This window comes from Bacillus mesophilus (assembly GCF_011008845.1).
GTDB classification, from domain to species: Bacteria; Bacillota; Bacilli; order Bacillales; family SA4; genus Bacillus_BS; species Bacillus_BS mesophilus.
The window spans coordinates 107,219-131,139 of record NZ_JAAIWM010000009.1; the positions used below are offsets into that span (position 1 = coordinate 107,219).

A 23,921-nucleotide genomic window follows, 5' to 3' on the forward strand; every position below is an offset into this window, starting at 1 on the left:
ATCTTGTCCAGACTTCCTTAAAATATGTAATCTTTTCCTCAGTATCACTTGAAATATTACACAGTACACGTTACACTTTGGAATTTATCATATAAATGTGAAGAAATTGTGGAAAAGACTAACCTTTAGAAAACTCAATCTTTATTAACGAAAAATATGGTGATTCGCACTTCTACAATCTAAGATAATAAAAAAGTGAACCTAACTTTAAGTTAGACTCACCCTTTCGTTACTATGCTTCAACATCAACAAGATGCTCTTTCTTCTTTTTGATTCCAGCAAATATGCTTAATGAAATAATGATAATGGATAGGATCATTAGAGTAGCTGAGAATGGTCTTGTGAAGATTTGGAAGATGTTCCCTTCAAATAATGTTAGTGACTGAAGTAATGACTCCTCCATTAAGCCACCTAAGATGAAAACTAGTGCAATCGGCGCGACTGGAATATCTGCCTTCTTTAGAATATATCCTAATAATCCGAATGCTAAGAAACCTCCAACGTCCCAAAGACTATTGCTAATTGAATATGTACCTACTATTGAGATACTTATAATAATCGGAAATAGTAATTTTGATGGGATACTAGCTACTTTCGCCCACATTCTTGCCATTGGTAAATTCATGAATAATAACAGTAAGTTACCTATAAACATACTAGCTATAACGGCCCAAACAAAATCTGGACTTTGAACAAACATTCGTGGACCTGGAGTTAAGCCATGTAAGATAAAGGCACCTAATAACACAGCCATAGTAGCGGAACTAGGAATTCCTAATAAGAATAATGGAATTAAGGCACCACCGCAAAATGAGTTATTCGCAGTTTCAGGACCAGCAACACCCTCAATTGCTCCTTTTCCAAAACGAGATGGATCCTTTGCTAGTTTCTTTTCCATCGAGTAAGACATAAGGGCTGGAACAACTGAACTGGTACCTGGAATCAAGCCGGCAAAGAAACCTAATACAGTTCCACGTCCAATTGACATAAATGCGGGTCTCCATTCCTTTTTAGAAGGAAATAAACCTGAAACTTTTACTGGTTTTTCTGGATTTTTGATTTGCTGTTCAATACTCAATAAGATTTCAGATAGTCCGAATAACCCCATCGCGATTGTCACGAAATCAAAACCATCTAATAGTTCTGGCATTCCAAACGAAAATCGAACAATTCCAGAGCTAGGAGCCATTCCCACCATTGCAAGGATCAGACCAAGTACAACCGCGATTGAACCACGAATAATAGATTTCCCTGCTAATCCAATCACCATAGTGAGTCCAAATATTATAAGAGCAAAAAATTCAGGTGGGCCAAACGCTAAGGCAAAATCTAGCATTAGTGGTGCAACCAACACCAATCCAAGTATGGAAATGGTCCCGCCTATAAAAGAGCCAATTGCAGATATTCCAAGTGCCACACCTGCTCGACCTTGTTTTGCCATTGGATATCCATCTAAGCTTGTAATAACAGAGGCAGCTTCTCCTGGAACATTTACTAAAACAGTTGTAATCGTTCCACCGTACATTGAGCCGTAAAATATTCCTGCTAACATGATAATAGCTGAGATTGGTTCCATCGCAAATGTTAATGGAATAAGAAGTGCTGTTCCCGCGCTTGGTCCTAGTCCGGGAAGAATTCCGACAAGCATTCCCACCGAAACTCCAACTAGGCAATATAATAAATTTGACCAGGTTAATGCTGTTTCAAATCCTGATAACAACAATCCAAAGGTTTCCATAAATGCCTCCCTACCAGCCCCACATGTTTACGGGTAATGGGATCTTTAAAAGTGTGTTAAAGCTTAAAAACAAGATGACCGTAACTGCTGTAGAAATCCCCAGTGCTGAAAACCATTTGTATTCAGGAAGTAACAAGATCATTAATACAGTAATACTTGCAATATTAAATCCTGTATAAGGGGCAATTAGTATAAACAAAAAGATAGAGCCGATGATTGACAATAACCGAATGAGTACCTTTCCTCTTGGAAGTACATCTTTAAAGTATATTTTTTCCTTCGACAAGGAACTAATGATAAACAGAATGGAAAGAACCGCTAATGTCCCACTTAACCACCGTGGTAACAAACCTGGCCCTGCTCCATAAGGTCCATAGTATTCTAGTGATAAAGACTTCCAAAATACAAATCCGGCAAACAATAAAAGAATAATTCCTAGACAGGCACCGAAATTTTTCAGAATAAACACCCCTTTCGGATTCTACTGTGTTAAATGGAGAACCGGGTAGACTACCCGGCTCTCTGCATTTTTTACCATCCTAATAAATCTTTGATTCCTGTAATATCTGCTAAGTCTTGCTCTAATAGGGCTTTGTATTCTTCCCCATTTAAATATCCAACCTGTGTACCGATCTCTTCCATCTTCTTCATGTGTTCTTCATTTTGAATCGCTTTGGCAATCGCATCTTCTAAGATTCCTGCCACTTTAGGATCAAGACCTACTGGAGCTGCTAATCCTCTTGTAACCTGAGAATATACTTCTTCAAAACCAGCTTCATCGAAAGTTGATACTTCTGGTAGGAAAGAAGAGCGTTCTCTTGCTGTTACTCCTATTACTTTTAACTCTCCGTCATTGTGAAGATTGTATGCTTCTCCTGCACTTGTTACTAATACGTCAATATGTCCACCTAAGAATGAAGAAAGACTATTTGCAGTCCCTTCGAACTGAACCGTTTCAAACTTTGTATCAAGCTTTTCGTTTAAGATTAACGATACTAAGTGCTCATCACTAGCAACACCTGAACCATTTGTTAACACCTTATTATTTTTCGCGTATTCAATTAATTCCTCTAGATTAGTGAATCGATCTTCATCAGCACGAATGGCAATAACACCTGGGTCAACGACATGATTTCCTAAGTAAGTAAAATCTTCAAGATCAACTGTTCTCTCGACCGATGGGTTAGCTAATCCTCCAGCAATGTTAGGCGAGTTAAGGAAGCCGATTGTATATCCGTCAGGCTCTGAATTTCCAAGCTCTGTCCAACCTACCCAGCCACTTCCGCCTGGCTTATTGACAATATTTACAGCTACGCCTAATTCCTTCTCTAAGAATGGAGCTAATGTTCTAGCAGTCGTATCTGTTCCCCCACCTGCATCATAAGCTACTATGATCGAAATTGGTTTTGTTGGAAAATCAGCACTTTCTCCTCCACTACCACTATTCGTTTTTACTCCACTTGAACAGGCAGCTAATAACCCAAATACCAACATCATTGTAAACAAATACGAAATCTTACGTTTCATCTTTAAATCTCTCCTTTTATTTTAAAATTGTAATAAATAGATTTAGTTTCGGACGTAATCCGAAGGTTGATGAATAGCTGTTTTAAAGTAAGAATTCTCTCTCATGATGTTAGTTATTGCCTGTAGGTCGGACAAGACAAGGCATTTTACTATTAAACTTCCAGCCTGGTATTAAATACTGCATAGCAACGGCATCATCACGAACACCAAGGTTTTTATCGGTATATAGTTTGTTTGCCTTCTCAATTTGTTCCAGATCAATGTCAATTCCTAAGCCTGGCTTGGTTGGTACCTTTATATGTCCATTCACAATTTGCAATGGCTCTTTCGTCAGGCGTTGACCATCTTGCCAAATCCAATGTGTATCGATTGCAGTAATAGTACCTGGTGCTGCCGCAGCCACATGAGTAAACATAGCTAATGAAATGTCAAAGTGATTATTAGAATGTGAGCCCCATGTTAATCCCCATTCATGACAAATTTGTGCAACCCTTACGGAGCCTTGCATCGTCCAAAAATGTGGATCCGCTAGAGGGATATCAACTGAACCTAGTTGGATTGAATGGCCTAGCTGTCTCCAATCGGTTGCAATCATATTTGTTGCTGTTGGTAGTCCAGTTGCTCTTTTAAACTCAGCCATTACTTCACGACCTGAGAAACCATTCTCAGCTCCGCAAGGATCTTCTGCATAGGCTAAAATATGCTGCTTATTTATACAAAGTCTGATTGCTTCCTCAAGTGACCATGCACCGTTTGGATCAATCGTAATCCGTGCATCTGGGAAACGTTCTGCTAAAGCAGTCACCGCTTCAATTTCCTGGTCTCCAGAAAGGACCCCACCCTTGAGTTTGAAGTTTTTGAATCCATAGCGTTGTTCTGCTGCTTCTGCTAATCTAACAATCTCTGATGGAGTCAGTGCCTCTTCATGACGTAAACGCATCCAATCATCTTCTGCTGTCGGGTCACTCAAGTAAGGTAAATCTGTCTTTCTTCGATCTCCGATATAGAACAGATATCCTAGCATTTCGACTTGATCTCGTTGTTGTCCCTCTCCTAATAAGGCAGCAACAGGAACGTTTAGATATTTTCCTACTAAATCTAGTAAAGCTGATTCAAGGGCTGTAACCGCATGAATTGTGATACGTAGATCGAAGGTTTGAAGACCCCTTCCCCCTTTATCACGATTAGCAAATTGCTCCCTGACACTATTCAAAATTTGGTTATAAAATCCGATTGATTGACCTACCACTAGTGGCTTTGCATCCTCTAACGTCTGACGAATACTTTCTCCACCAGGTACTTCTCCAACGCCCACATTTCCAGCATTGTCCTTTAAAATAACAATGTTTCTAGTAAAGTATGGACTGTGTGCTCCACTAAGATTTAATAGCATGCTATCAAAGCCAGCTACCGGTATCACCGACATCTCCGTTATTTTCGGTGTGTTTGAAAACGTTAGGTCTTGATCAGCGACCCTGCTGTTTGTGATTGATTGATTCATAGTTTCCCCACCACGCTACGTATTATTTTTTAAGAATCAATGAATTTGAAGCGTTTACAAACCTGCACTAAAATGAAGGGGGAACACCCCCGGTTCTTACTTAATAAATACCGTCTTGATCGCTGTAAAGAATTCCTTCGCTGCTTCACCTTGTTCACGAGAATGCGAGCTTGATTGCTTCATTCCACCGAATGGTGCTTGCAACTCAACTCCAGCACTTTCAGAATTGATTCGCACAAGCCCAGCTTCCATTTCATTAATGAATGAAAGCATTTCGCCAATATTACTAGTGAAAATGGATGCACTTAACCCGAACTTTACATCATTAGCGATTTCTAGTGCTTCCTTAAAAGAATCCACTTCTATTAATGCAATCACAGGTCCAAAGATTTCTTCTTGAGCGATTGTCATGTTTGAAGTTACGTTTTCAAAGATGGTTGGTTCAACGAAATATCCCTCTTTAAACGGAGGACCTTCTAGCTTGTTTCCACCAGCAAGTAACGTCGCACCTTCCTCTTTTGCTGTTTCGATATAGGAAAGAACCGTCTTAAACTGATTTTCATTTGCACATGGTCCCATCCAAATTCCATCTTCTAGTCCATTTCCAACTGTAATTTCATTTGTTTTTTGGACTAGCTTTTGTTTAAAAGTTTCATATACTCCTCTTTCTACAATGACACGGCTAGTTGCCGTACATTTTTGACCTGTTGAACGAAACGCACCACTTATGGTTGCTTCAACGGCTAAGTCGATATCTGCATCCTTTGTGACAATAACAGGGTTTTTACCACCCATTTCTAATTGGTATTTAGCTCCCCTTGCTAGTGCTCCTTGACCAATTCGTTTCCCAACATCATTTGACCCAGTAAAGGTAATCCCGTTTATATCTTCATGATCCACAAGACCTTGACCAATTACACTTCCAGAACCCGTTACCATATTAAGTACTCCCGCTGGAATTCCCGCTTCTTCAAAGCATTCAATTACCTTTGCGCACGTTACGGCTGTTTCTTGAGCTGGTTTAATCACAACAGAATTTCCATACACTAGAGCAGGCGCCATCTTCCAAATTGGAATAGCTACTGGGAAGTTCCATGGAGTAATCACTCCTACAACTCCTAGTGGAACTCTATTCGTAAACATAAGTGCATTACTATCAGTGGACGGAATGACATCCCCCACTTTTCTCATTCCCTCTCCAGCAAAATAACGAAGAATTGCTACACCTCTTGCTGTTTCACCTTTAGCCTCAGGTAATGTTTTACCCATTTCCTTCGTCATAAAAGTAGCTACTTCTTCCATTCTTTTTTCAAGAACATCGGCAGCTTTATGTAAGAATGCCCCTCTTTCTGCACCTGATAACTTTTTCCATGCTTGCTGCGCTACCTTTGCTGCTTTTACAGCTTGATCTAACTCTTCTAAAGTTGAAAGCTGAACATAACCAACTACTTCCGTTTTATTGGCAGGGTTAAAACTTGGTTCTACCTTTCCGCTACTAGATTCAACCCATGTTCCATTAATAAAGTTCTTGTAAGTTGTAATTTGAGTGTCGACCGTCATGTATCTTCCTCCTTTTATTGTCCGTAAACGGTTACAAACTAATTTTTAGCTACTTAATGTTTCACTAACGCTAACAGGGTATTTCTCCAGTGTTGTTTGAATGATTTGTTCTAATTGTTTATAGTGTTCTTTTTCGACTGAAATGACAGGTGGTCTTACTACATTTCCAACTGGTAAACCTACAATCTCCATTCCTGCTTTAATCAGTGAGACTGCGTAGCCATTTCTTGATTTACGAATATCATTGATTGGTAGAAGAACGTCATTGTATAGATTTCTTAACAGCTGTTGATCACCATCTTTAAGTGCTTGGAAGTAAATTCTTGAAATGTGTGGAAGATAGTTTGATATTGCGGAAGAATAAGTTGTAAATCCTAAAGGATAATAGGCTGGCATGGTAATCTCTGCAAATGGCATTCCATTAATCCAATCCAGTCTGTCCCCAATGGTTTGGGTTAACTCAATGTTCAATTCCATGTTTCCAAGTCCATCTTTTAAACCAACTATTTGCGGGTAGTCTAGGAGGCGTTTTAGTGTATCTAGTTGAAGAACTGCATTATCTCTTTGATATAAAATCGCATTAAGATTACTACTCTCTACGATTGCTTTGAAATATTGATATAGACCTTCTTGTTCACCTTCAATGAGGTATGGAGGAAGAATTAAATACCCATCAGCACCTAGGTCTTCAGACAAAGAGACCAATTCTTTAGCAGTAGATAAGTTCCCACCCACTCCTGTATAAACTGGAACTTTTCCGTTTACCACAGATTGTGCTACTTCTACCATTGTTTGATATTCACTTTTGTTGATGGACTGAAACTCGCCAGATCCACAAGCAATAAAAATGGATGTGAGCCCTTCTTTTAACAAAAACTCAATATTAGTAGCAAGGGCCTTTTCATCCAATCTTCCATTTCCATCAAAAGGTGCTACTGGAAATCCTAAAATCCCTTTTGGTGCTTCTCTTGTTACTGACATTCAACTTCCCCCTAACAATCTAGTTATTTTTCTTCTATACTCTTTAAGGCTCTTTCTCTTACACTGCTTAAATGACGATACATACTCATATATGCTTCCATTGGATCATGCTTTTTTAAGGCTTCATAGATTTCTTTATGCTGTTTTAATGTTTGTTCTGGATCTTTAAGTCCTGTTGAAATCTGATCTAGCGTCGCATCGTACATGGTTAACAACGGATCTATGATTCCTTCAAGCAGTGAGTTACTAGCACTATAGGCAATGATTTTATGAAACTCTTTATCTGCTTCACGATACTCTGTATTAGATTCCATTACAGTGATGGTGTTTAGTAGCTTTTCTAAATTCTCTTCCGTTATTTTCTCAGCTGCAAGGGTAACAAGGCCAAGCTCTAGTGAAATACGAGTTTCTAAGATTGCACGTAAATCCCCTGAAGAAAGCGCTAACATTAGAGAAAATGGTTTACTGCCAATTTTGTTAGAAAAGAACGTACCATTTTTGGTTTCTCGATTGACAATTCCCATTGCTTCTAATGAAGTTAAAGCTTCCCTCATAACAGGCCTGCTCACTTTAAGGATCTCCATTAACTCAAGCTCTGAAGGTAATCGATCACCTGGTTTTAGTTGACCAGTTGAAAGCAAACTAACAATTTCATCAATCACTTGCTTGGAAAGAGTTTTTCGTTTAACTGTTTTAAAGTCGACAACTATATCGTTTTTATCTCCCACTTCTCTTCCCCCTTTATAAATTTTCTATTGTCTAATTGTAAGACAATATATTATATGTCTTATTGTAAGACAATTAAAAAAGACTGTCAATTCAAAATTTATAAATTTTTCCTCTGCATTTTATTTCTTCCTCTATTGGAAGTTCATATAAGAATGATGGAATATAAAAATCCCCTTCCAATAATGAAAAGGGGGGAAATATTGTTAATTTATATACTAGCCACTGCCTGTTTTATTGGCGTTTCTCCGGCAACAAGATCGAATGACTTATTGAATGTATTCTCTTGATTAATAATCTCTAGAATAGTCCTAGCGACGTCCTCCCTTGGAATCGAGCCTCGTTCAAGGTTTTCTGCAGCTGTTACCTTTCCTGTGCCATTTTCATTTACTAGTGCACCTGGTCGGACAATCGTATAGCTTAATCCACTTTGAATCAGCATTTTATCAGCATAGTGTTTGGCAGCATAATAAGGCTTGAGTGGTTCATGCCAGTTTTCCCGATTGTGAGCCTGAATCGCGCTGACCATTAGAAACCTCTTCACTCCTACCTCTTTGGCTGCATCCATCATCTTTGCAGCACCATCAAGATCGATTAGAAGTGTTTGATCCGAACCAGTATGTCCGCCAGATCCCGCTGTAAAGACAACTGCATCACACCCTTTGACTGCGTCTTTAAGCTGGTTCACCGAATCTTCGAGGTTGCCAAGCACAGCTTCTACGTCTGATTGTAAGAACTCTGTTACCTGTTCTTCCGTTCGAACTAATGCTCTAACACTATACTCGTGACTTTCTTGCAGAAGCTTCACCAATTGTTTGCCGATCTGCCCATTTGCCCCAATGACTAATACTTTCATAACAAAACTCCTTTCTAATCTTTCTACCATTCATTATTTCACGCGTTATTAACTTATTCAAAGAATCCGCTTTTCCTAAGGTTGGTTATTCGTACCCCCGAATGCAATACAATAGCCATCAAGATCCTTTATTGCAAATTCCTTCCATGGACCTGCCTTGTCATCTCCCATGGTTCAATGGCAATCTGGGCTCCTTTATCTTTAAATTCCTCATAAAGGTGATTAAGCTCAGTCCAATTTTCAACATAACAGTACAAGTCATAACCATTAGTTGAACTCTTTGATGGCTTATTCGGCTGTACATCTTCTGGTGAGTTTGCTTGAAGTAGCTTTATACCTAATCCGGTGAATCCGTCCCTGATCACCCACCATTCTGTTACCTCACAACCTAATACCTTCCTATAGAATTCTTGTGATGCGTTTAAGTCTGAAACAAGTAATACCTTTAATGAACTATGTATCTGCCTTTTTGCCAAACCCCTCAACCACTTCCTTTAGAATTTTTTCCATATAAAGAATAGTTTCAACGGAAATAACTATTAAACCTTCTAAATGAAGTATTTTAATACGTTCATTCATAAACAGAAAAACCACTCAACTAAGTAGTTGAATGGTTTCATTATTTATTCTAATCCTTCAATTGTAAGTTCCTTAACTGGTAGAAAATCCTCACCTGTGTCTAAATAACTAAGATTAACTTGATCGCCTTCTTGCAGATAGATCACAAGAGGTGACTGTTCAGATGAAACGATAAAATTTTGACGAGTATTTAGCAAGAATGAAACAACGGTATAATCCCCAACCTTTTCTTTATATACTCGCTGAATCGAACCGGTAACTCGCTTTTCCTCAGCATCTGAGGTGCCATCTACTGTACTACCGCCTCTTTGGAGTGCTGTTTTATATTTTTTCAATGCTTCATTTGGAGTATTAGCAAAGACGGAAATCTCTGGATTGGCTGCCGATACAATGAAATAGTTTTGTAGAAATCCATTGGCATCCAAGACCGGAGCCAACCAACTAGCTTCTCCGTAGAAATTGTAAAGTATCGGCATGGCTCCATTCCACTTCTTCTCAACGAATTTCTTTTCGATGATTTGAAGGGCTCCTTCAGAATCCATGTAAGACTTTTCGAGATTACCAGAATAGAAAGTTGCTTCTCCTGATCTAGCATGAGTTAGAGAGTAACCTAACATGGAATCCACACCCTCTTTTGGACTTGTAAAGTCGGTGAAATAATACATCTCTCCATCTTTATCAAAAATAGGGCTCACATTGGCTTCCGTTCCTTCATCTGAAGGTAACTTGACGTCTGATTTACCGAAGATACTATTCCAAAAACCATGTACATAATTTCCAAAATAGCTATTTTGCAAGCTAACTGATTCTGGTGAAACCGCACCATCTATGAATGCTGGAACATCAGATAAAGGATATATATTCATTGCGCCACTAACAGGGTTAACAGCGACTACACCCTTCGCAACGAAGCCGTTTCTAGCAGATACAAATTCTCCAAAGGTACGAATGTAATACGGAGTTCCTTCATCATCTACCTCTAATTGAGGATCACCATAGAATATATGAGTCGGAAATTGCATACGAATTTTTCTCTCGATATTTTTCTGAAAATATGCCGATGGAGCATAATTCATTTCTGCTTTAACAAATACCGGATTGGCAGAAGAATCGGTAGCACTCAATGTAAAGTACCCTGGGATGCTATCGCCATTCAACCATTTAAAAAAGCCCGAAAATTCAACAGGAGCAATATAGACAAATTCTCCATTCACCTTTTGAATTTGTAAATTCCCAAGTTCATAGTAGCTTGTATCAGGTACCTGACCAAATGCCTTTCTCATTTTATTTCGTGCAAATTGAGGAGGTACACTCGCAGGAGTTTTCGTTTCATCAAATGCTTCAATCTCAGTTTTCTGATCCATCTCAGATAACTCATATTTCTCATTTGCATTCCATACTGGCGCAGATAGCATATAGATCGCTAGAAATAGCGTGACAGCAAACAGACCCGCTTTAACCATTCGCTCTTTACCAGTGGCGATTAGAGCACCTACCCCTGTCACAAAAATCAGATACATCCATAGTGATGAGAAGTTCTGATCTAAGTTACTTAAATAGTAAAATACAAATGCTATAGGAAAGCTAAGGATAAATGTCACAACAAATCCTATTTGTATAGAACTCTTTTTTTCTTTATTGTTATTCATATAAGGTGTCACTATAATTGCGGTTGCTAAGCCCACAATAAGTGAAAAAAGTAATATATTCCCCATAGATAATCTCCTTTCAATCCTGCTTCTATTAGGTAATACGTTGGAACGCGTAAAAGGTTTCAAATTAAGAGTAATTAGGAAGCCATAAATGTGTTTTTCAACGATATTTCAGTTTTAACAACGAAACTAACTCTCTTATCAACGATTATTAAATTTTATCAACGAAATCGCAGTGGCTTTCAACGAAATTACTTTTTCTTCCAGATGCAAAAACCCAAACAAAGCGTGAAGAGTAATTTCTCTTCACGCCTCAAAGTTCACAGTTTACTCTGTATAAGAACTGATTAGTTCAACGTATTCCGTATCACCGATTTCAGCGGCATGGTCAATCGCTGTCATTTCATCTATATCTGCAAGCAATGGATCTGCACCTGCTTCTAATAAAAATTCTCCCACTTCAAGGTTTGCAGTCATTACGGCAGACATTAATGGTGTCCAACCAGACTCATCTTGAATATTGGGATTGGCACCGTTTTCTATTAACACTGATATCATTTCCAAATCTTCATTTACGACGGCTAACAGTAGAGGGCTCTCACCATACTCATTCACTTCATTTATCTCTTCTCCTGCACTTACTAGTTCACTAACTCTTTCAAGATCTTCGTCCATCGTTGCTTCCATAAGAGGAGAATATTCAACTTCAGGAGGATATTCTTCATCTAGAAAGGGGATCTGTTCTAGAGCCATAATTCCAGCAAATGTGACTCCTGCCACAATAATTGGAAATAAGAAAAATACAATAAACATAATAGCTAATGTTTGTCTTCCTCTTGTTATAAGAGGTACACTGGGACTTCCGTACATGAGTTGTTGTATTTCATGTATTCTCTTTGGAATAGGAGGATGTGTCGAAAGTAGCTCTGTTAAAGTAACAAACATCCCCTTCTTATCATTATATTGTTCTTGATACTCTGTCAGGTTTACATCTTTGTATAGACGTTTACCTGCTGCTAACGCTAATAATCCATTAATCGCATCCTCAGGTTTTTCCGTGTAATAGGCTGCCATTCGATCACAAGTATACTCAGCCATTCTAGAAAAACTAACACCTATGAAAGGTATCCACATAGCAGGAAACACAAGTAATGCTTTGACAACATGATTCCTTTTGATATGGGCAAGTTCATGAGCGATGACATAATCGATTTCATGACCTTCTGAATCAAGTGAGACTTCAACGAAATCCGAATATAAAATAACCATATTTTTACCGAACAAGCCAAATACCTTTGTGGCAAACGCATTTAACATACCACCAGACTCTACTATATACACTTCAGGTATTTTGTTGAGCTCCATTTTCCTGCTTAGTTCTTCCACTCTTTTATATAACTCAGGAAACTGATTTTCTTTAAGTCGAACTCCATTTACTTGAATATGTGACATGGAAATAGCATGGGAAAATAAAGAAAAAAGGCCGATAGCAATAAAAATAATGGCACCAATAATGGACACTAGTAAATAGATGGCTGCTGTAATACTTGTAATGATACATAGTCCGTACATTAAGTTTTCATGCTTATGAACTAATAATGGTTTTTCCAATGTCCTCACTCCTGTTTACAGAAAACCTCTCACCAAAAGAGAAAGGTTCTTTTACTACTCAGCTCTAATAACAATCGTTTTCGCTATATAGTCATGTAACGCCCTTTTTGACTTTCCAGCAGCCATTAAATAACCAATAAATAGGATTAAGGTTGAAATCATCTTTCCTATAAGCTCACGTAATGCCATCATCCCCATTGATACTCGGCTACCATCCACATTTGCGACTCTTATTCCTGTTAGCTTTTTACCAAACGTTTGACCATTATTTTTAGCTTGAAACCAAACAAAATAAACGATCGTTAGGACAAGGCTAATCACAGATGTTACCATCGTTCCCGCTTCAGGGTCATCCAACCCGACGAATAACATTGAAATGATAAATTGAATCACACCTAAAATAAGGCTATCAATAATTAAGGCAACAAATCTTATCCAAAATCCAGCTCTATTTTCCATTGATCTCTCCTCCTCTCCTCCTTTCTAATAAATTCCCCTGAATGAAACTAGGATATGCTCATGTGAAATCAGATTTACAATCAATAAATCATCCTTTCAGTAGGACACATGTAAGTAATTAGGGTTTTTTAATACGATGGGTGATAAACTCATACTAGAAGTAAAGATTAGGCTAGACGTCACAGAAGAGTTAATAAAGAAGACTAACCAGAAAACGTTGAACATTATAAAAACAAACAAAGCGGTGAATTTATTGATAGAGAATACAGATGAAAGAGTTATTCCTGAACTGATGAAACATACTAATCCTTCCTTACTAGAACATATTGCCCGGTATCAGTTTGCCCTTGAATATATACATGGTCACGTTTTAGATTTGGCATGTGGAGTAGGATATGGAGCGCACATGATAGCAAAATCAAAAAAGAAACAGCTTCAAAAAGTAATTGGAATTGATATAGATCAAGCCACGATTACGTACGCAAAGCAAACGTACTATCATCCTTTAGTTACGTATCAGCATGAAAATGCAGTTGATCCTTTTTTACCTGACAAACTAGGTACTTTTGATGCGATTACTAGTTTTGAAACGCTTGAGCATGTTGAAGAAGAAGAACAATTTTTAGCTAATATCTTTAACATGTTGAAACCCAATGGAACACTAGTCATTTCTACTCCTTTTGGTGAGGGACGAGGTAAACCATGTGGATCACCGTTTCATGTTCACCAATTGACTGTTCCAGAATTTAAGGACCTCTTTCACTCTTATCAAGATGTATCCTTTTATGGACAAAACGGTGTACTAATTGAACCACTGGAGTCTAAGCGAACCGAGCATTTACCAATTGGGATTGCAGTTTGTAAAAAATAAGACTTCCAGAAACCTGGAAAAAACAAAAAAAACAGAAATTGTGCTTTGAACGATTTCTGTTTTTTTTATGTCAATTTAAAGTAGTGGATAGTCCCTCTAGCTTTACAAACCGGTAGCCCCTTCTTTTTGTTTATTGATTAAATAGTTTAATTTTTAAGCCACTCTGGGGAATAATAACCTCAATTAAACGTTCGGAGGGATTTCATTGCGGTTTATGAAGAAGTATTCAAAGTCATTACTACTCCTAATGATGCTACTATCTTGGGCTTCGCTTTTCTTATTTGGTAAAGGTAATCTCAAAAGGTTTTTGCCAGCAGGGCTATTCATGTTACTCATGGTAACCTTAGAAGATCTTTTTGCCCAAAAGAGAAAGTGGTGGGCATGGTACGAAAAGCTTTTCCCTAATCTCTCAGGAATCATTCCCTTTTTATGGGGGCCCTTTTTAATCGGATCGTTATGGTTATTAAAACTAAGTTATGGCAATTTCAAAAGATATATCATATATAATCTTCTTGTTGATTCTATATCTACTTTTTTCATCACTGACTTTTTTTCAAAATTACGAGTCGGTGGCTTAGTACGGCTTAAAAAGTATCAGTTGTCATTGTTGTTTTTTCTTAAATCCCTCCTTCTATATGGGTTTCAATCCTTGGTAGAAAGATTTAAAAAGGTTAAAACAATATCCCCTGAATCATAGGTTTTTTCGTGCTTATAACGCATCCAAAACCACCTACATAGCACACAATAGATCGGCTATTTGCTTTATAAAAGAGAGAGGATTTCCTCTCTCGCTGCCTAAAATATCTTGCTTATGAAATCTTTTAGTATACCGATAGATGTATTGAATTGTTTAGTTTCTACCTCATTTAGTTTCAATTCTACAAGTTCTCGAATACCTGATGAGTTTATAATAGCAGGTACCCCCACATAAACATCAGCATGGCCGTACTCTCCAGATAATAACGCAGACACAGGAAGCACTGAATCTTCATTCTTAGCAATGGCCTTTGTTATTCTTGCTAAACCCATGCCAATTCCATAGTACGTAGCACCTTTTCTTTTAATAATCTCATAAGCTGCATCCCTTACTTTAATAAAGGTTTCTTCTAGTTCGGCATCTGTGGGAATTTTGTTTTCATCGAATTGTACTAACGGCTTTCCACCAATGGTTACATGACTCCAAACTGGGAGCGATGAATCACCATGTTCTCCAAGTATGTAGGCATGAATATTTCTAGAATCTACTTTAAACTTTTCTGCAAGTAAATACCTGAACCTCGCTGTATCTAACACAGTTCCTGATCCAATCACCTGCTGATGTGGTAGCCCTGAATATTTCCAAGTTGCATAGGCTAGTACATCCACTGGGTTTGTCGCGACGAGGAAAATACCTTTAAATCCTGACTTCATCACATTTTCTACAATGCCCTTAAAAATCCTTGCATTCTTCTCAAGTAAATCTAAACGTGTTTCACCTGGAGCTTGATTTGCACCTGCGCAATTTACAACTAAATCTGCATTTTTACAATCTTCATATGTACCTGCCCATATATTCATCGGTGAGGAGAATGGCATCCCATGGAGGAGATCAATTGCATCTCCTTCTGCTTTTTGATGATTTAAATCAATGATCACTAAATCTCTAACAAACCCTTGATTTAATAGGGCATAAGCATAACTTGATCCTACAGCACCAGCGCCTATTATGACGACCTTCATACTTTTCGATTGAATCAAAGTCTTGTTCCTCCTAGAAGTCTCGATAGATTTCATTATGTTTCCTATAGGTTATATTTATCTATACGTGTTTGTTTATACGTAACTAGTTTTGCACAACAAAAAAGCTTGAGAAAACTCAAGCTTCTTCCTTTAAACTAATTCTGAAGATCCAATAAAACCTAATATGAAGAAGGGAATATAATGCTTATCCAGTTAGTACGTCTTCTTTAGGGTAACGAATTTTAGACTTAACTGGTCTAGCCAATGAAAACGCCATCGTTAACGGTCCAAGTTTGCCTATAAACATGACTAAGACAATCATCACTTTTCCAATCTCGCTTAACTCGCCTGTTAACCCCATTGATAATCCTACTGTACCAAATGCCGAAATGACTTCAAATACAATCTCTAGAAATGGTGCGTCTTCAGTTATATTTAATATAAAGATCACCATAAAAATAAGCATGAGTGCCATTGTGGATATAGCCAATGACCGGAAAACAACAGTTTCAGAAATAGATCGACGGGCAATCATAATTTGGTCTTTACCTCTTAGGAAAGAAATGACAGCAAGAATAATCACAACCAAAGTTGTTAATTTGATGCCCCCACCGGTTGAGGCACTTCCTGCTCCAACAAACATAAGAAGAAGCATGAAGTGAATGGTTGAATCATCTAGACTCGCAATATCAAGGGAATTAAATCCCGCTGTCCTTGGTGTAACAGCCTGAAAATAGGAAGCCCATAATTTATCACCTAACGAGAGTGGTCCCAAAGTATTGGGATTTCCAAACTCTAAAAAGAAGATGAATAGCATGGAAACGACATTTAGTATGAGAGTACCAATCAACATTAATTTCGTATGCAAACTAAGCTTCTGAAATTTTCGTTTCACTTTTAAGTCTGCTAATACCGTAAAACCTAACCCGCCGACGATAAATAAAAAGGTAATCACAATATTCACAAGAGGGTCACCTACATAGCCCATTAAGCTATCTGACCATAAGGCAAACCCAGCGTTATTAAAGGCAGATATCGAATGAAAAAAACTATAATAAAGACCTTTTGAAACTCCCATTTCTGGAACCCACCGAATAGCAAGTAGGAGCATCGCAATAGCCTCAATCGATATTGAAAAAATAAAGAGGTTTTTTACTAATGAAATTACTCCACCTAGGGAGGTCTGGTTTAATGCTTGTTGAACTAATATTCGTTCTTTAAAGCTAATTTTTTTTCCGAGCATCATAAAGATTAATACCGCAAAGGACATGATCCCAAGTCCCCCTAACTGAATGAGGGATACAATGACTATTTCGCCAAACAGAGTAAAGGCAGTCTCTGTATCTACCACAACAAGTCCCGTTACAGTCATTGCTGAGGTAGCAGTAAATAAAGCATTAAGCCAACTTATATCTTCTTCTGTTGAAAATGGAAACTTCAACAGGATTGTTCCAATTAAAATAGCCGATAAAAATACAAGCAATAGAAGCCGTGAAGGATTCACATTTTTTGCTTTTATCTTCTTCATGTCTAAACACCTACATCTTCAAACCTATTAATGTCTCGGTTGTGGCCAATAACAATGAGGATGTCACCCTTTTTAATGACTACATCTGCTACAGGCGCAACATTGACTTCTTCTCCGCTTTGAATTCCCACTACACTACAGCCATACTTTGCACGTATATCAAGGTCAATCAGTGTCTTGTTATGAAGCTTATCAGAAGCCACAATTTCAACAATACTATGATCCTTTGATAGCTCAATAAAATCGATAATTTTTTCTGAAGCAACATGATGAGCGATCCGCTTAGCCATATCCCTCTCAGGATGTATAATCTTATCTGCTCCTATTTTTTCTAACACTTTATGATGATAATCATTCTGCGCCTTTGCCCAAACCTGCTTGACACCCATTTCTTTTAGATGCAAGGTGGTTAGAACACTTGCTTCAATATCATCTCCAAAGGAAACAACTACTAAGTCAAAATTACGAATCCCTAATTGCTTTAACGTGAATTCATCAAACGTGTTAGCCTGAATGGTATGAGTCGCGTAATCTGAAAAATCATTCACCTTATCAATGCTTTTATCTACTGCTAATGTTTCAATCCCTAAAGTATAGAACTCCTTGACTAGACTTCCACCAAATCTTCCTAGACCTAAGACTGCTACTTGTTTCATTTTATTCTTCCTCTCCATCATCATGTAAGACCATCGTTCATCTATGCATAAAAAATAGACCAATGCTTACTTCTTCCCCAATTAAAAGACAAGTTGAAACACCATCACTGTTCAGTGCACATAAATGTCCACATGAAAAATGACAAACTTGTATACTGGAGAAAAAGTACCCAGTGGTCTACGTAACACCCAGCTAGTAACCTTGTTACTCTCTTTGTGTTCAGTCTTCCATGTTACTTTTCCTATAATAGGCACAATAAAAAGACCTACTTTTTCTTCAAGCTGCTCATCAATTGCATAAAAACGCAACAAAAAAGCCTCCTGAAATAAGGTGGTCTTTTAGACCTCCTTCGCTTTAGCCGACGAAGTTAGCTGACGGGTAGGATGGCGAAAGAGCTTTCTCATCCCTTCTACACTGTAGAATTAACCCCAAAAAATTGGTTCCTCCGCTCCCTGTTCTAGGGACTAGGCCGAATTCAATTGTATGATTACGAGGTAAATATACTCCTATCTTCAAAACTTGTAAACCTTCTTTTATTTATGAAAATCGTTCAAACTTAGCAAAAAACATATACTCTCATATAAAATACTCTTATTTCCTTAAATTTACTCCATGTTCCGATGTAAATTACAATTTCCCATTTTTAACTAAAACATAGATTGACAAGCCTCTATTTCTCCCTTTATGATTGTCCTCGTAAAATATAACTTCACCTTTAGGAGTGAATACTCTATGCCAGTTTCCCCAAAAAGAAAGCTAGAATCTGAAATTAGTGAGGCGTTCATTAAGTTTCAAAGAGAATTAATTGGTCGTGGACCACAGGAAGCAAGAACTTACATTCTAGAGGATATGATTATCACTAGATTTAAAGGGGTACTGACCATTGAAGAAAAACATCTCGTAGAAAATGATGATGGAAAAAAATTAGTTAAACAAATGCGTCAGGTTTTAAGAGAGATGTATAGCGAGAAATACGAGGAAATCGTGGAACGCTTTACAGGTGCTAAGGTTCTTTCCAGTCATAGTGATATCAGTACTAAGATGGGTGAGAGAATCGAAGTATTTATTGTAGATCGTAATATTGAGCATGAACTTATGTGAAAACGAGAGGTTTCTCAATTAAATTAATTGAGAAACAACTTTATCTAGTTCGTAATCACTTACTAATCAACAAATTTGGATTGAGTCATGATTTATTGACTCAATCGTTGTTCCTCATTATTAAACTTCTAATAAAGAAGAGTTTTGGGCTACCAAACTCTTCTTTTCGCTGACTTATTGATGCTTTCTTTAATTTTGAATGAACGGGTTTTAAAAGCAATATTGATTTTTACCTGCCCGCTTTGCCCTATACATGGCTGTATCTGCATATTTTTGTAATTCGTACAAGGTACAACCATTAACACCTATTTGGGAAATCCCAATGGAAGCAGTTATTTGTAGTTGCTTGCCTTGGACTTCAATAGGTTGTCCTAATATATGGGTTAGGCTTGTTGCAAGCTCTTTTGTTTCTTTATAACTTAAACCTGGTAATACTATGGAAAATTCATCTCCACCTAAACGTGCAACCAATCCTCGATGTGCAACGTTTGAAACCATTCGCTTTGCCGTTTCTTTAATCACTTCATCACCACTCTGATGTCCATACTGATCATTAATTTCTTTAAATTCGTCTAAATCAATAATCATCAAAAAGAGTTTAGACTGTTGTCTTAAGGCATTCTTAATATGTTCATTGGCTTTTTCACGAAACGATATACGGTTCGCCACTTGTGTCAGCTCATCGTGAAAGGCTAAAAAATGAATACGTTTCTCTGTCTTTTCTTTCTCTAATGCAATTCCGACTAAGGAAGAAAATTGATGAAAAATATCCAACTCCTCTTGAGTAGGCGCCTTAGACTGTTGACTATAGATTGCAAATGTACCCAATAGTTCTTTTTTAGAGGAGAGGATTGGCACCGACCAACAGGAACGAAGGTTTTCATTAAGCGCGAGATTTCTGTGATTTTCCCAAAAAGGACTCGTTTCAATATCTTCCACAATCACGCGTTTTTTGTAATAGGCTGCTGTACCACATGATCCCTCATTTGGTCCTACGTCCACTAGTTGGATCCCTTGCTGATATTCTATAGAAAGGCTAGGGGCAGCTATTAAAGTTAACTGATTGGTTTCTTCCTTGTATTCAAGGACACTACAAAAATAACCATTCATGAGATGTTCCACAGTTACACAGAACTCATTGATCATGTCTTTATAAGGCCAGCCAGTTGCAATCTTCACTAATAGGTTGTTCTGTAGCTGTAAGAGCTGCTCGGTCCGGTCTTTCTGTTGAATATGCTGATCAATCATCATGATGTCTGAAAGATAATGAGCTAAATCCTGGAGTAATTCGATTTGATCGTCAGAAAACATATAGGGTTCTGAATCAATCGCACATAATGTACCTATTACACTGCCATTATTTCCTAGGATTGGTGCTCCCAGATAGCTTTTAAAAATCTTTGTTAGTTCCATTTCTTTTGTTTTAGGGTCTTCTAATAGGTTGGGTATGGATAGTGGTTCACGACCACCTTTTGCTGTAAGCATTCAGTAAGTTTCTTCAAAGTTGATTTCCGTCCCTGCTTGTATGAGATTACTATTCTTATTAAAAGCATTCACCACTCTATTTGTTTTCCCATCATTAAGAGCGATAAAGAATGTATTAGTTCCAAACACACGAGACATGGTGTTAAACACCTTAGTCGTAGCATCATATAATCTTTGAGAATACATAAACATCCGATTCCTCTCCCCATAACATCAATAACATAAAATCCCTTTGCTTTTGTTTCCATTATGGTAAACTATGCTATTCTATTTCTTCCATTATAATCTTTGGAAAAATAATTTTATACCTATAAGGTTAGGTCCCGTTTATATTGGAGACTTTTTCACACTTGTTTATTGATTATCTTCCTTAAGCTCTGTATAAATGACTAACCGATCGATATGTCCACCTTGTTTTCGATCAAATGTTCCTGTACATGTAATAAGGTTTAACATCCTTCTAGACGTGTACCCAAAAATTTCGAATACGGGAGCATTGTCCTTAGGGAATATCTTTTTGTCTCTAACAATAAATGTTAAATTCTCCCCTTGTTCTCCTGTTACGATGACTTCATCACCTACTTGTAACTTTTCTAAGTGAAAGAATATAGCTGGCCCTGTTTTGCTGTCAACGTGTCCGGCCAATACTGCATTTCCTCGGTCACCTGGCTTTGTACCTGGCTCGAACCATCCAACTTCCATATAATCTGTAGGTACTCCCATTTGGCCATTTTCTAATAAACCTACGTTCATCACCTTTGCATGAACCTCGATCGCCGGGATGGAAAGAGAAGTAGGAATGACACCCACCTCTTGATCACGGATGATTGGTTCTTTACTTGTACCAAAAGTAGATGGTTGACTTGTTGCTTGATCAGTCTTGCTTTCTATTAATTTCTTACTATTTACTTCTATACCACTGGGATTCGAAGCATGTATTTGACTAGCATTCTCTTTAGTAATGGGAATTTGTTCTTGGGTACAACCCGCTAATAATAGGAGGGATAAAAGGAAGAGTAACCGTAACATATCTATACTCCTTTCTTATATAAAGAAAAGAGAGGGGAAACCTCTCTTTTCCTATCTTATTATTAATTCGTGGTTTTTTTACGAATCACAATACCTGCTGCAATTGCTGTCGCTAATAATCCAACCATCATCCATACCAAATTCATTTGATCCTGAGCCGTACCGCCCATACCTGTTTTAGGCATATCTGTCGGCATTTTCACCTCAAATTTTTCAGGGAACTGATCAACAAATGCTCCTGATAATGCTTTTGAAGATCCAAACATGTGAGCATATGCGCCTCGAACTGACTCGTATGTTGCGTCGTAGTCTTTACTTACGTAGCTGTCAAATGCAGCAACTAATTGATCCACGTGCATTTGAAGCCCTTCAGCTAGAACGTCTGCTGGAACGCGGCCGTCGGTAGCTGTTTCGATGAATGTAGAGAAGTCAGCACGATACCCATCCAACTCAGCAAGTGCAGCTTTTTTCGCTTCCTCATCATTTGCACCAGTTGCCTTAACATAATCAACAAAGAAACCAATATGGGCAGACCACATATCTTTAAACGCTTTTCCTGCCTCTTCGCCATAGATTGATGCGATTGCCGCAGATAAATCGTCAGTATTGTCGCTTAACGCTTGAGCCGAAGCAGCGAAATCTTCAGAGCCGTCAATTCCATTCTGCATGGCCATCATCGCAAGACCTGCGTGCTCTGATAAAAGGTGATTTAGTGTTGAACGTAAGTCTCCAGCTGGTGTTACGGCTTTCGTATGTTCATATTTATCTGGGAATTGATCAACAATCGCACTAGATAACCCTTTACTTACCATATACATATGGTGAATAGCTTCACGCTCATATTCGTATGCTTTTTCATAGTCACCCGCTACATAACTATCGAATGCTCCTACTAATTGCTTTACGTGCATTTGAAGTCCTTCTGCAAGTGCGCCGGCTTCTAGTCTTTCACCAGTTGCTTGTTCTAGGAAATTTGAAAAGTGAGTTCGATACTGGTCTAACTCATTTAATGCCTTTTCTTTTCCAGCTTCGTCGTTAGAGCCTGATGCAACGACATAGTCTACAAAGAATCCAATATGATCATTCCACATTTGCTTAAATTGATTACCAGCTTCCTCACCATAGACAGATGCAATGGCTGCAGATAAATCTTCTGTGTTAGCATTTAATGCTCCTGCTGATGCTTCAAAGTCAGCAGCACCTTGTGCTCCCTTTCTCATCGTTTCAATGGCTAAGTATGCGTGCTCACTTAGAAGTAGATCTAAAGCCGATCTAAGTTCAACGGCTGGAGTAACCACCGATGGTTTTGTTTCTTCTGCTGCGCTAACCATTCCTCCAGTTACAGGTACTAATAACGATAAGCTTAACGGAACGGCTACAAGTGCTTTTTTCCAATTCATCATAAATGATCTCTCCTCTAAAAGTAGTTTTTATTTGTTTTTACATAAAGCTAACGGTGCAAGTTTTAAATTGGATCACTATTTTATAAAAAAATTTTAAAATTAATCCTCAACTTTAATGGTGCCTGCCATCCCTAGGTATTCATGACCAGGAATGCTGCAAAAATAAGCATACGTTCCGGGCTGATTTGTAACGAATTGAATGGTGTTGGATTCACCTGGTTGGGCACTTACATGAAGTGCGAACTCATCGTGATGATGGTGTCCGGTATGCTCTTCATGGCTTGAATCTTCCTCAGTTGATGAGTCACTATGTTCTTGTTCGGTTTCAACAGTTGAGTGGTCGTGATGACTATTTTCGTTTTGCTCCTTACCATGTGGGCCTTCTCCCGTATGGCTAATCACTTCTGCAGGTATTTCTTTAATGACCCAATCATGGAAAATCTCACCTTCATTTTTAAAGATGAGGGTAATGGTCTCACCCTTTTGAATGGTTATTTCATCAGGTTCATAGGAATATTCATGTGCGGTAATCTCAACTATTTTTTGCTGAGATATTTCGGTTGCCTCAACAGCAAGTTTCTTATTTTCATGCAAATCCTCCTCTTGAACGATAGTCCCATTCACTTCTGAGCTACCTACGTCTTCTACCTTATTTTCTTTTTCACTAACTTCCATTGCTGAACACCCGGTTATTAACGTTACGATAAAAAATAGAGGTGCGACTGAGGTCATTCTGCTTCTCTTCATGAAGTCCTCCTCTCTTTATTAGGGGAAGCATTGATTTCGCTTCGTTAGAATTCAAAAAGCTTACGGATTGAAATGAATGTTGGATCATGTTTTTTATTATTTTTTAGAAATTAAAAAAACAGGAGAGGTTTAATAATCCCTCTCCTGCTTTATATATCCCGTTCAACTTTCAGCACATGGCGCTAAGACCG

At 38.0% G+C, this 23,921-nt stretch carries 24 protein-coding genes and 1 riboswitch; of the genes, 2 read left to right on the top strand and 22 right to left on the bottom strand.

The window, feature by feature from the left end; translation table 11 throughout:
- Nucleotides 1-232: 232 nt before the first annotated feature.
- The 13 genes from G4D63_RS19125 to G4D63_RS19180 form a co-directional block, all read right to left on the bottom strand.
- Nucleotides 233-1,738 (bottom strand): tripartite tricarboxylate transporter permease, encoded by a 1,506-nt coding sequence (locus G4D63_RS19125; protein ID WP_163181665.1) that lies wholly within the window; start codon nt 1,736-1,738, stop codon nt 233-235.
- A 10-nt stretch (nt 1,739-1,748) separates the two neighbouring features.
- Nucleotides 1,749-2,207, bottom strand: coding sequence for a tripartite tricarboxylate transporter TctB family protein (locus G4D63_RS19130; RefSeq protein WP_163181666.1), 459 nt, complete (start codon nt 2,205-2,207; stop codon nt 1,749-1,751).
- Between the two features lie 62 nt (nt 2,208-2,269).
- On the bottom strand, nt 2,270-3,265 hold the full coding sequence (locus G4D63_RS19135) for a tripartite tricarboxylate transporter substrate binding protein (protein WP_163181667.1): 996 nt from the start codon (nt 3,263-3,265) through the stop codon (nt 2,270-2,272).
- A gap of 109 nt (nt 3,266-3,374) precedes the next feature.
- Nucleotides 3,375-4,766 (bottom strand): glucarate dehydratase, encoded by a 1,392-nt coding sequence (gudD, locus tag G4D63_RS19140; protein WP_163181668.1) that lies wholly within the window; start codon nt 4,764-4,766, stop codon nt 3,375-3,377.
- 96 nt (nt 4,767-4,862) lie between these two features.
- Nucleotides 4,863-6,326 (bottom strand): alpha-ketoglutaric semialdehyde dehydrogenase GucD, encoded by a 1,464-nt coding sequence (gene gucD / locus G4D63_RS19145; RefSeq protein ID WP_163181669.1) that lies wholly within the window; start codon nt 6,324-6,326, stop codon nt 4,863-4,865.
- Between the two features lie 45 nt (nt 6,327-6,371).
- Nucleotides 6,372-7,307 carry a 5-dehydro-4-deoxyglucarate dehydratase gene (gene kdgD, locus G4D63_RS19150; protein WP_163181670.1) on the bottom strand — a complete coding sequence of 312 codons (936 nt, stop codon included), beginning with the start codon at nt 7,305-7,307 and terminating at the stop codon, nt 6,372-6,374.
- Between the two features lie 23 nt (nt 7,308-7,330).
- Entirely contained in the window at nt 7,331-8,035 is a 705-nt protein-coding gene (locus G4D63_RS19155; protein WP_163181671.1) for an FCD domain-containing protein, read from the bottom strand.
- Between the two features lie 209 nt (nt 8,036-8,244).
- The gene (locus G4D63_RS19160) at nt 8,245-8,889 is read right to left on the bottom strand and encodes an SDR family oxidoreductase (protein ID WP_163181672.1); all 645 of its coding nucleotides are present in this window, start codon (nt 8,887-8,889) and stop codon (nt 8,245-8,247) included.
- A 128-nt stretch (nt 8,890-9,017) separates the two neighbouring features.
- Entirely contained in the window at nt 9,018-9,365 is a 348-nt protein-coding gene (locus tag G4D63_RS19165; RefSeq protein WP_239585856.1) for a VOC family protein, read from the bottom strand.
- Entirely contained in the window at nt 9,343-9,468 is a 126-nt protein-coding gene (locus G4D63_RS22180) for a hypothetical protein (protein WP_275580238.1), read from the bottom strand. Before G4D63_RS22180 ends, G4D63_RS19165 begins: the two co-directional genes overlap by 23 nt.
- 44 nt (nt 9,469-9,512) lie before the next feature.
- Nucleotides 9,513-11,183: a sulfite exporter TauE/SafE family protein gene (locus tag G4D63_RS19170; RefSeq protein ID WP_163181673.1), complete on the bottom strand. Its 1,671-nt coding sequence runs from the start codon at nt 11,181-11,183 to the stop codon at nt 9,513-9,515.
- Nucleotides 11,184-11,447: 264 nt separating this feature from the next.
- Nucleotides 11,448-12,731 carry a M48 family metallopeptidase gene (locus G4D63_RS19175; RefSeq protein WP_163181674.1) on the bottom strand — a complete coding sequence of 428 codons (1,284 nt, stop codon included), beginning with the start codon at nt 12,729-12,731 and terminating at the stop codon, nt 11,448-11,450.
- Between the two features lie 54 nt (nt 12,732-12,785).
- Nucleotides 12,786-13,190 (bottom strand): RDD family protein, encoded by a 405-nt coding sequence (locus G4D63_RS19180; RefSeq protein ID WP_163181675.1) that lies wholly within the window; start codon nt 13,188-13,190, stop codon nt 12,786-12,788.
- A 136-nt stretch (nt 13,191-13,326) separates the two neighbouring features.
- On the opposite strand from G4D63_RS19180, the gene G4D63_RS19185 reads away from it, so the two are divergent.
- Nucleotides 13,327-14,061 carry a class I SAM-dependent methyltransferase gene (locus G4D63_RS19185; protein WP_338023889.1) on the top strand — a complete coding sequence of 245 codons (735 nt, stop codon included), beginning with the start codon at nt 13,327-13,329 and terminating at the stop codon, nt 14,059-14,061.
- A 795-nt stretch (nt 14,062-14,856) separates the two neighbouring features.
- Here the strand turns inward: G4D63_RS19185 and G4D63_RS19190 are convergent.
- From G4D63_RS19190 to G4D63_RS19205, 4 genes are all read right to left on the bottom strand, one after another.
- The gene (locus G4D63_RS19190; RefSeq protein WP_163181676.1) at nt 14,857-15,834 is read right to left on the bottom strand and encodes an L-lactate dehydrogenase; all 978 of its coding nucleotides are present in this window, start codon (nt 15,832-15,834) and stop codon (nt 14,857-14,859) included.
- Between the two features lie 151 nt (nt 15,835-15,985).
- On the bottom strand, nt 15,986-17,308 hold the full coding sequence (locus G4D63_RS19195; protein ID WP_163181677.1) for a TrkH family potassium uptake protein: 1,323 nt from the start codon (nt 17,306-17,308) through the stop codon (nt 15,986-15,988).
- Between the two features lie 2 nt (nt 17,309-17,310).
- Nucleotides 17,311-17,964: a potassium channel family protein gene (locus tag G4D63_RS19200; RefSeq protein WP_163181678.1), complete on the bottom strand. Its 654-nt coding sequence runs from the start codon at nt 17,962-17,964 to the stop codon at nt 17,311-17,313.
- Nucleotides 17,965-18,075: 111 nt separating this feature from the next.
- Nucleotides 18,076-18,273, bottom strand: a complete 198-nt coding sequence (locus tag G4D63_RS19205; protein WP_163181679.1) for a hypothetical protein — start codon at nt 18,271-18,273, stop codon at nt 18,076-18,078.
- Nucleotides 18,274-18,306: 33 nt separating this feature from the next.
- Nucleotides 18,307-18,446, bottom strand: a riboswitch (cyclic di-AMP (ydaO/yuaA leader).
- Between the two features lie 251 nt (nt 18,447-18,697).
- Here G4D63_RS19205 and G4D63_RS19210 point away from each other — a divergent pair.
- Entirely contained in the window at nt 18,698-19,066 is a 369-nt protein-coding gene (locus tag G4D63_RS19210; RefSeq protein WP_163181680.1) for a Na-translocating system protein MpsC family protein, read from the top strand.
- 210 nt (nt 19,067-19,276) lie between these two features.
- Here the strand turns inward: G4D63_RS19210 and G4D63_RS19215 are convergent, their stop codons facing one another.
- The 5 genes from G4D63_RS19215 to G4D63_RS19235 all read right to left on the bottom strand — a co-directional run bounded on the left by G4D63_RS19215 (nt 19,277) and on the right by G4D63_RS19235 (nt 23,730).
- Nucleotides 19,277-20,551 carry a diguanylate cyclase domain-containing protein gene (locus tag G4D63_RS19215; RefSeq protein WP_163181681.1) on the bottom strand — a complete coding sequence of 425 codons (1,275 nt, stop codon included), beginning with the start codon at nt 20,549-20,551 and terminating at the stop codon, nt 19,277-19,279.
- Nucleotides 20,552-20,743 (bottom strand): hypothetical protein, encoded by a 192-nt coding sequence (locus G4D63_RS19220; protein ID WP_163181682.1) that lies wholly within the window; start codon nt 20,741-20,743, stop codon nt 20,552-20,554.
- A gap of 162 nt (nt 20,744-20,905) precedes the next feature.
- Nucleotides 20,906-21,580 carry a class F sortase gene (locus tag G4D63_RS19225; protein WP_163181683.1) on the bottom strand — a complete coding sequence of 225 codons (675 nt, stop codon included), beginning with the start codon at nt 21,578-21,580 and terminating at the stop codon, nt 20,906-20,908.
- Between the two features lie 62 nt (nt 21,581-21,642).
- Entirely contained in the window at nt 21,643-22,980 is a 1,338-nt protein-coding gene (locus tag G4D63_RS19230) for a copper amine oxidase (protein ID WP_163181705.1), read from the bottom strand.
- 102 nt (nt 22,981-23,082) lie between these two features.
- Nucleotides 23,083-23,730 carry a cupredoxin domain-containing protein gene (locus G4D63_RS19235; protein WP_163181684.1) on the bottom strand — a complete coding sequence of 216 codons (648 nt, stop codon included), beginning with the start codon at nt 23,728-23,730 and terminating at the stop codon, nt 23,083-23,085.
- Nucleotides 23,731-23,921: the final 191 nt, after the last annotated feature.

What these genes read in the sequence shown, in the direction of transcription:
- G4D63_RS19125 (WP_163181665.1), bottom strand. Translation starts at nt 1,738, where the DNA reads ATGGAAACCTTTGGATTGTTGTTATCAGGATTTGAAACAGCATTAACC.
- G4D63_RS19135 (WP_163181667.1), bottom strand. Translation starts at nt 3,265, where the DNA reads ATGAAACGTAAGATTTCGTATTTGTTTACAATGATGTTGGTATTTGGG.
- gudD (WP_163181668.1), bottom strand. Translation starts at nt 4,766, where the DNA reads ATGAATCAATCAATCACAAACAGCAGGGTCGCTGATCAAGACCTAACG.
- gucD (WP_163181669.1), bottom strand. Translation starts at nt 6,326, where the DNA reads ATGACGGTCGACACTCAAATTACAACTTACAAGAACTTTATTAATGGA.
- kdgD (WP_163181670.1), bottom strand. Translation starts at nt 7,307, where the DNA reads ATGTCAGTAACAAGAGAAGCACCAAAAGGGATTTTAGGATTTCCAGTA.
- G4D63_RS19160 (WP_163181672.1), bottom strand. Translation starts at nt 8,889, where the DNA reads ATGAAAGTATTAGTCATTGGGGCAAATGGGCAGATCGGCAAACAATTG.
- G4D63_RS22180 (WP_275580238.1), bottom strand. Translation starts at nt 9,468, where the DNA reads ATGAATGAACGTATTAAAATACTTCATTTAGAAGGTTTAATAGTTATT.
- G4D63_RS19170 (WP_163181673.1), bottom strand. Translation starts at nt 11,183, where the DNA reads ATGGGGAATATATTACTTTTTTCACTTATTGTGGGCTTAGCAACCGCA.
- G4D63_RS19180 (WP_163181675.1), bottom strand. Translation starts at nt 13,190, where the DNA reads ATGGAAAATAGAGCTGGATTTTGGATAAGATTTGTTGCCTTAATTATT.
- G4D63_RS19185 (WP_338023889.1), top strand. Translation starts at nt 13,327, where the DNA reads ATGGGTGATAAACTCATACTAGAAGTAAAGATTAGGCTAGACGTCACA.
- G4D63_RS19190 (WP_163181676.1), bottom strand. Translation starts at nt 15,834, where the DNA reads ATGAAATCTATCGAGACTTCTAGGAGGAACAAGACTTTGATTCAATCG.
- G4D63_RS19195 (WP_163181677.1), bottom strand. Translation starts at nt 17,308, where the DNA reads ATGAAGAAGATAAAAGCAAAAAATGTGAATCCTTCACGGCTTCTATTG.
- G4D63_RS19200 (WP_163181678.1), bottom strand. Translation starts at nt 17,964, where the DNA reads ATGAAACAAGTAGCAGTCTTAGGTCTAGGAAGATTTGGTGGAAGTCTA.
- G4D63_RS19210 (WP_163181680.1), top strand. Translation starts at nt 18,698, where the DNA reads ATGCCAGTTTCCCCAAAAAGAAAGCTAGAATCTGAAATTAGTGAGGCG.
- G4D63_RS19215 (WP_163181681.1), bottom strand. Translation starts at nt 20,551, where the DNA reads ATGCTTACAGCAAAAGGTGGTCGTGAACCACTATCCATACCCAACCTA.
- G4D63_RS19220 (WP_163181682.1), bottom strand. Translation starts at nt 20,743, where the DNA reads ATGTTTATGTATTCTCAAAGATTATATGATGCTACGACTAAGGTGTTT.
- G4D63_RS19225 (WP_163181683.1), bottom strand. Translation starts at nt 21,580, where the DNA reads ATGTTACGGTTACTCTTCCTTTTATCCCTCCTATTATTAGCGGGTTGT.
- G4D63_RS19230 (WP_163181705.1), bottom strand. Translation starts at nt 22,980, where the DNA reads ATGAATTGGAAAAAAGCACTTGTAGCCGTTCCGTTAAGCTTATCGTTA.
- G4D63_RS19235 (WP_163181684.1), bottom strand. Translation starts at nt 23,730, where the DNA reads ATGAAGAGAAGCAGAATGACCTCAGTCGCACCTCTATTTTTTATCGTA.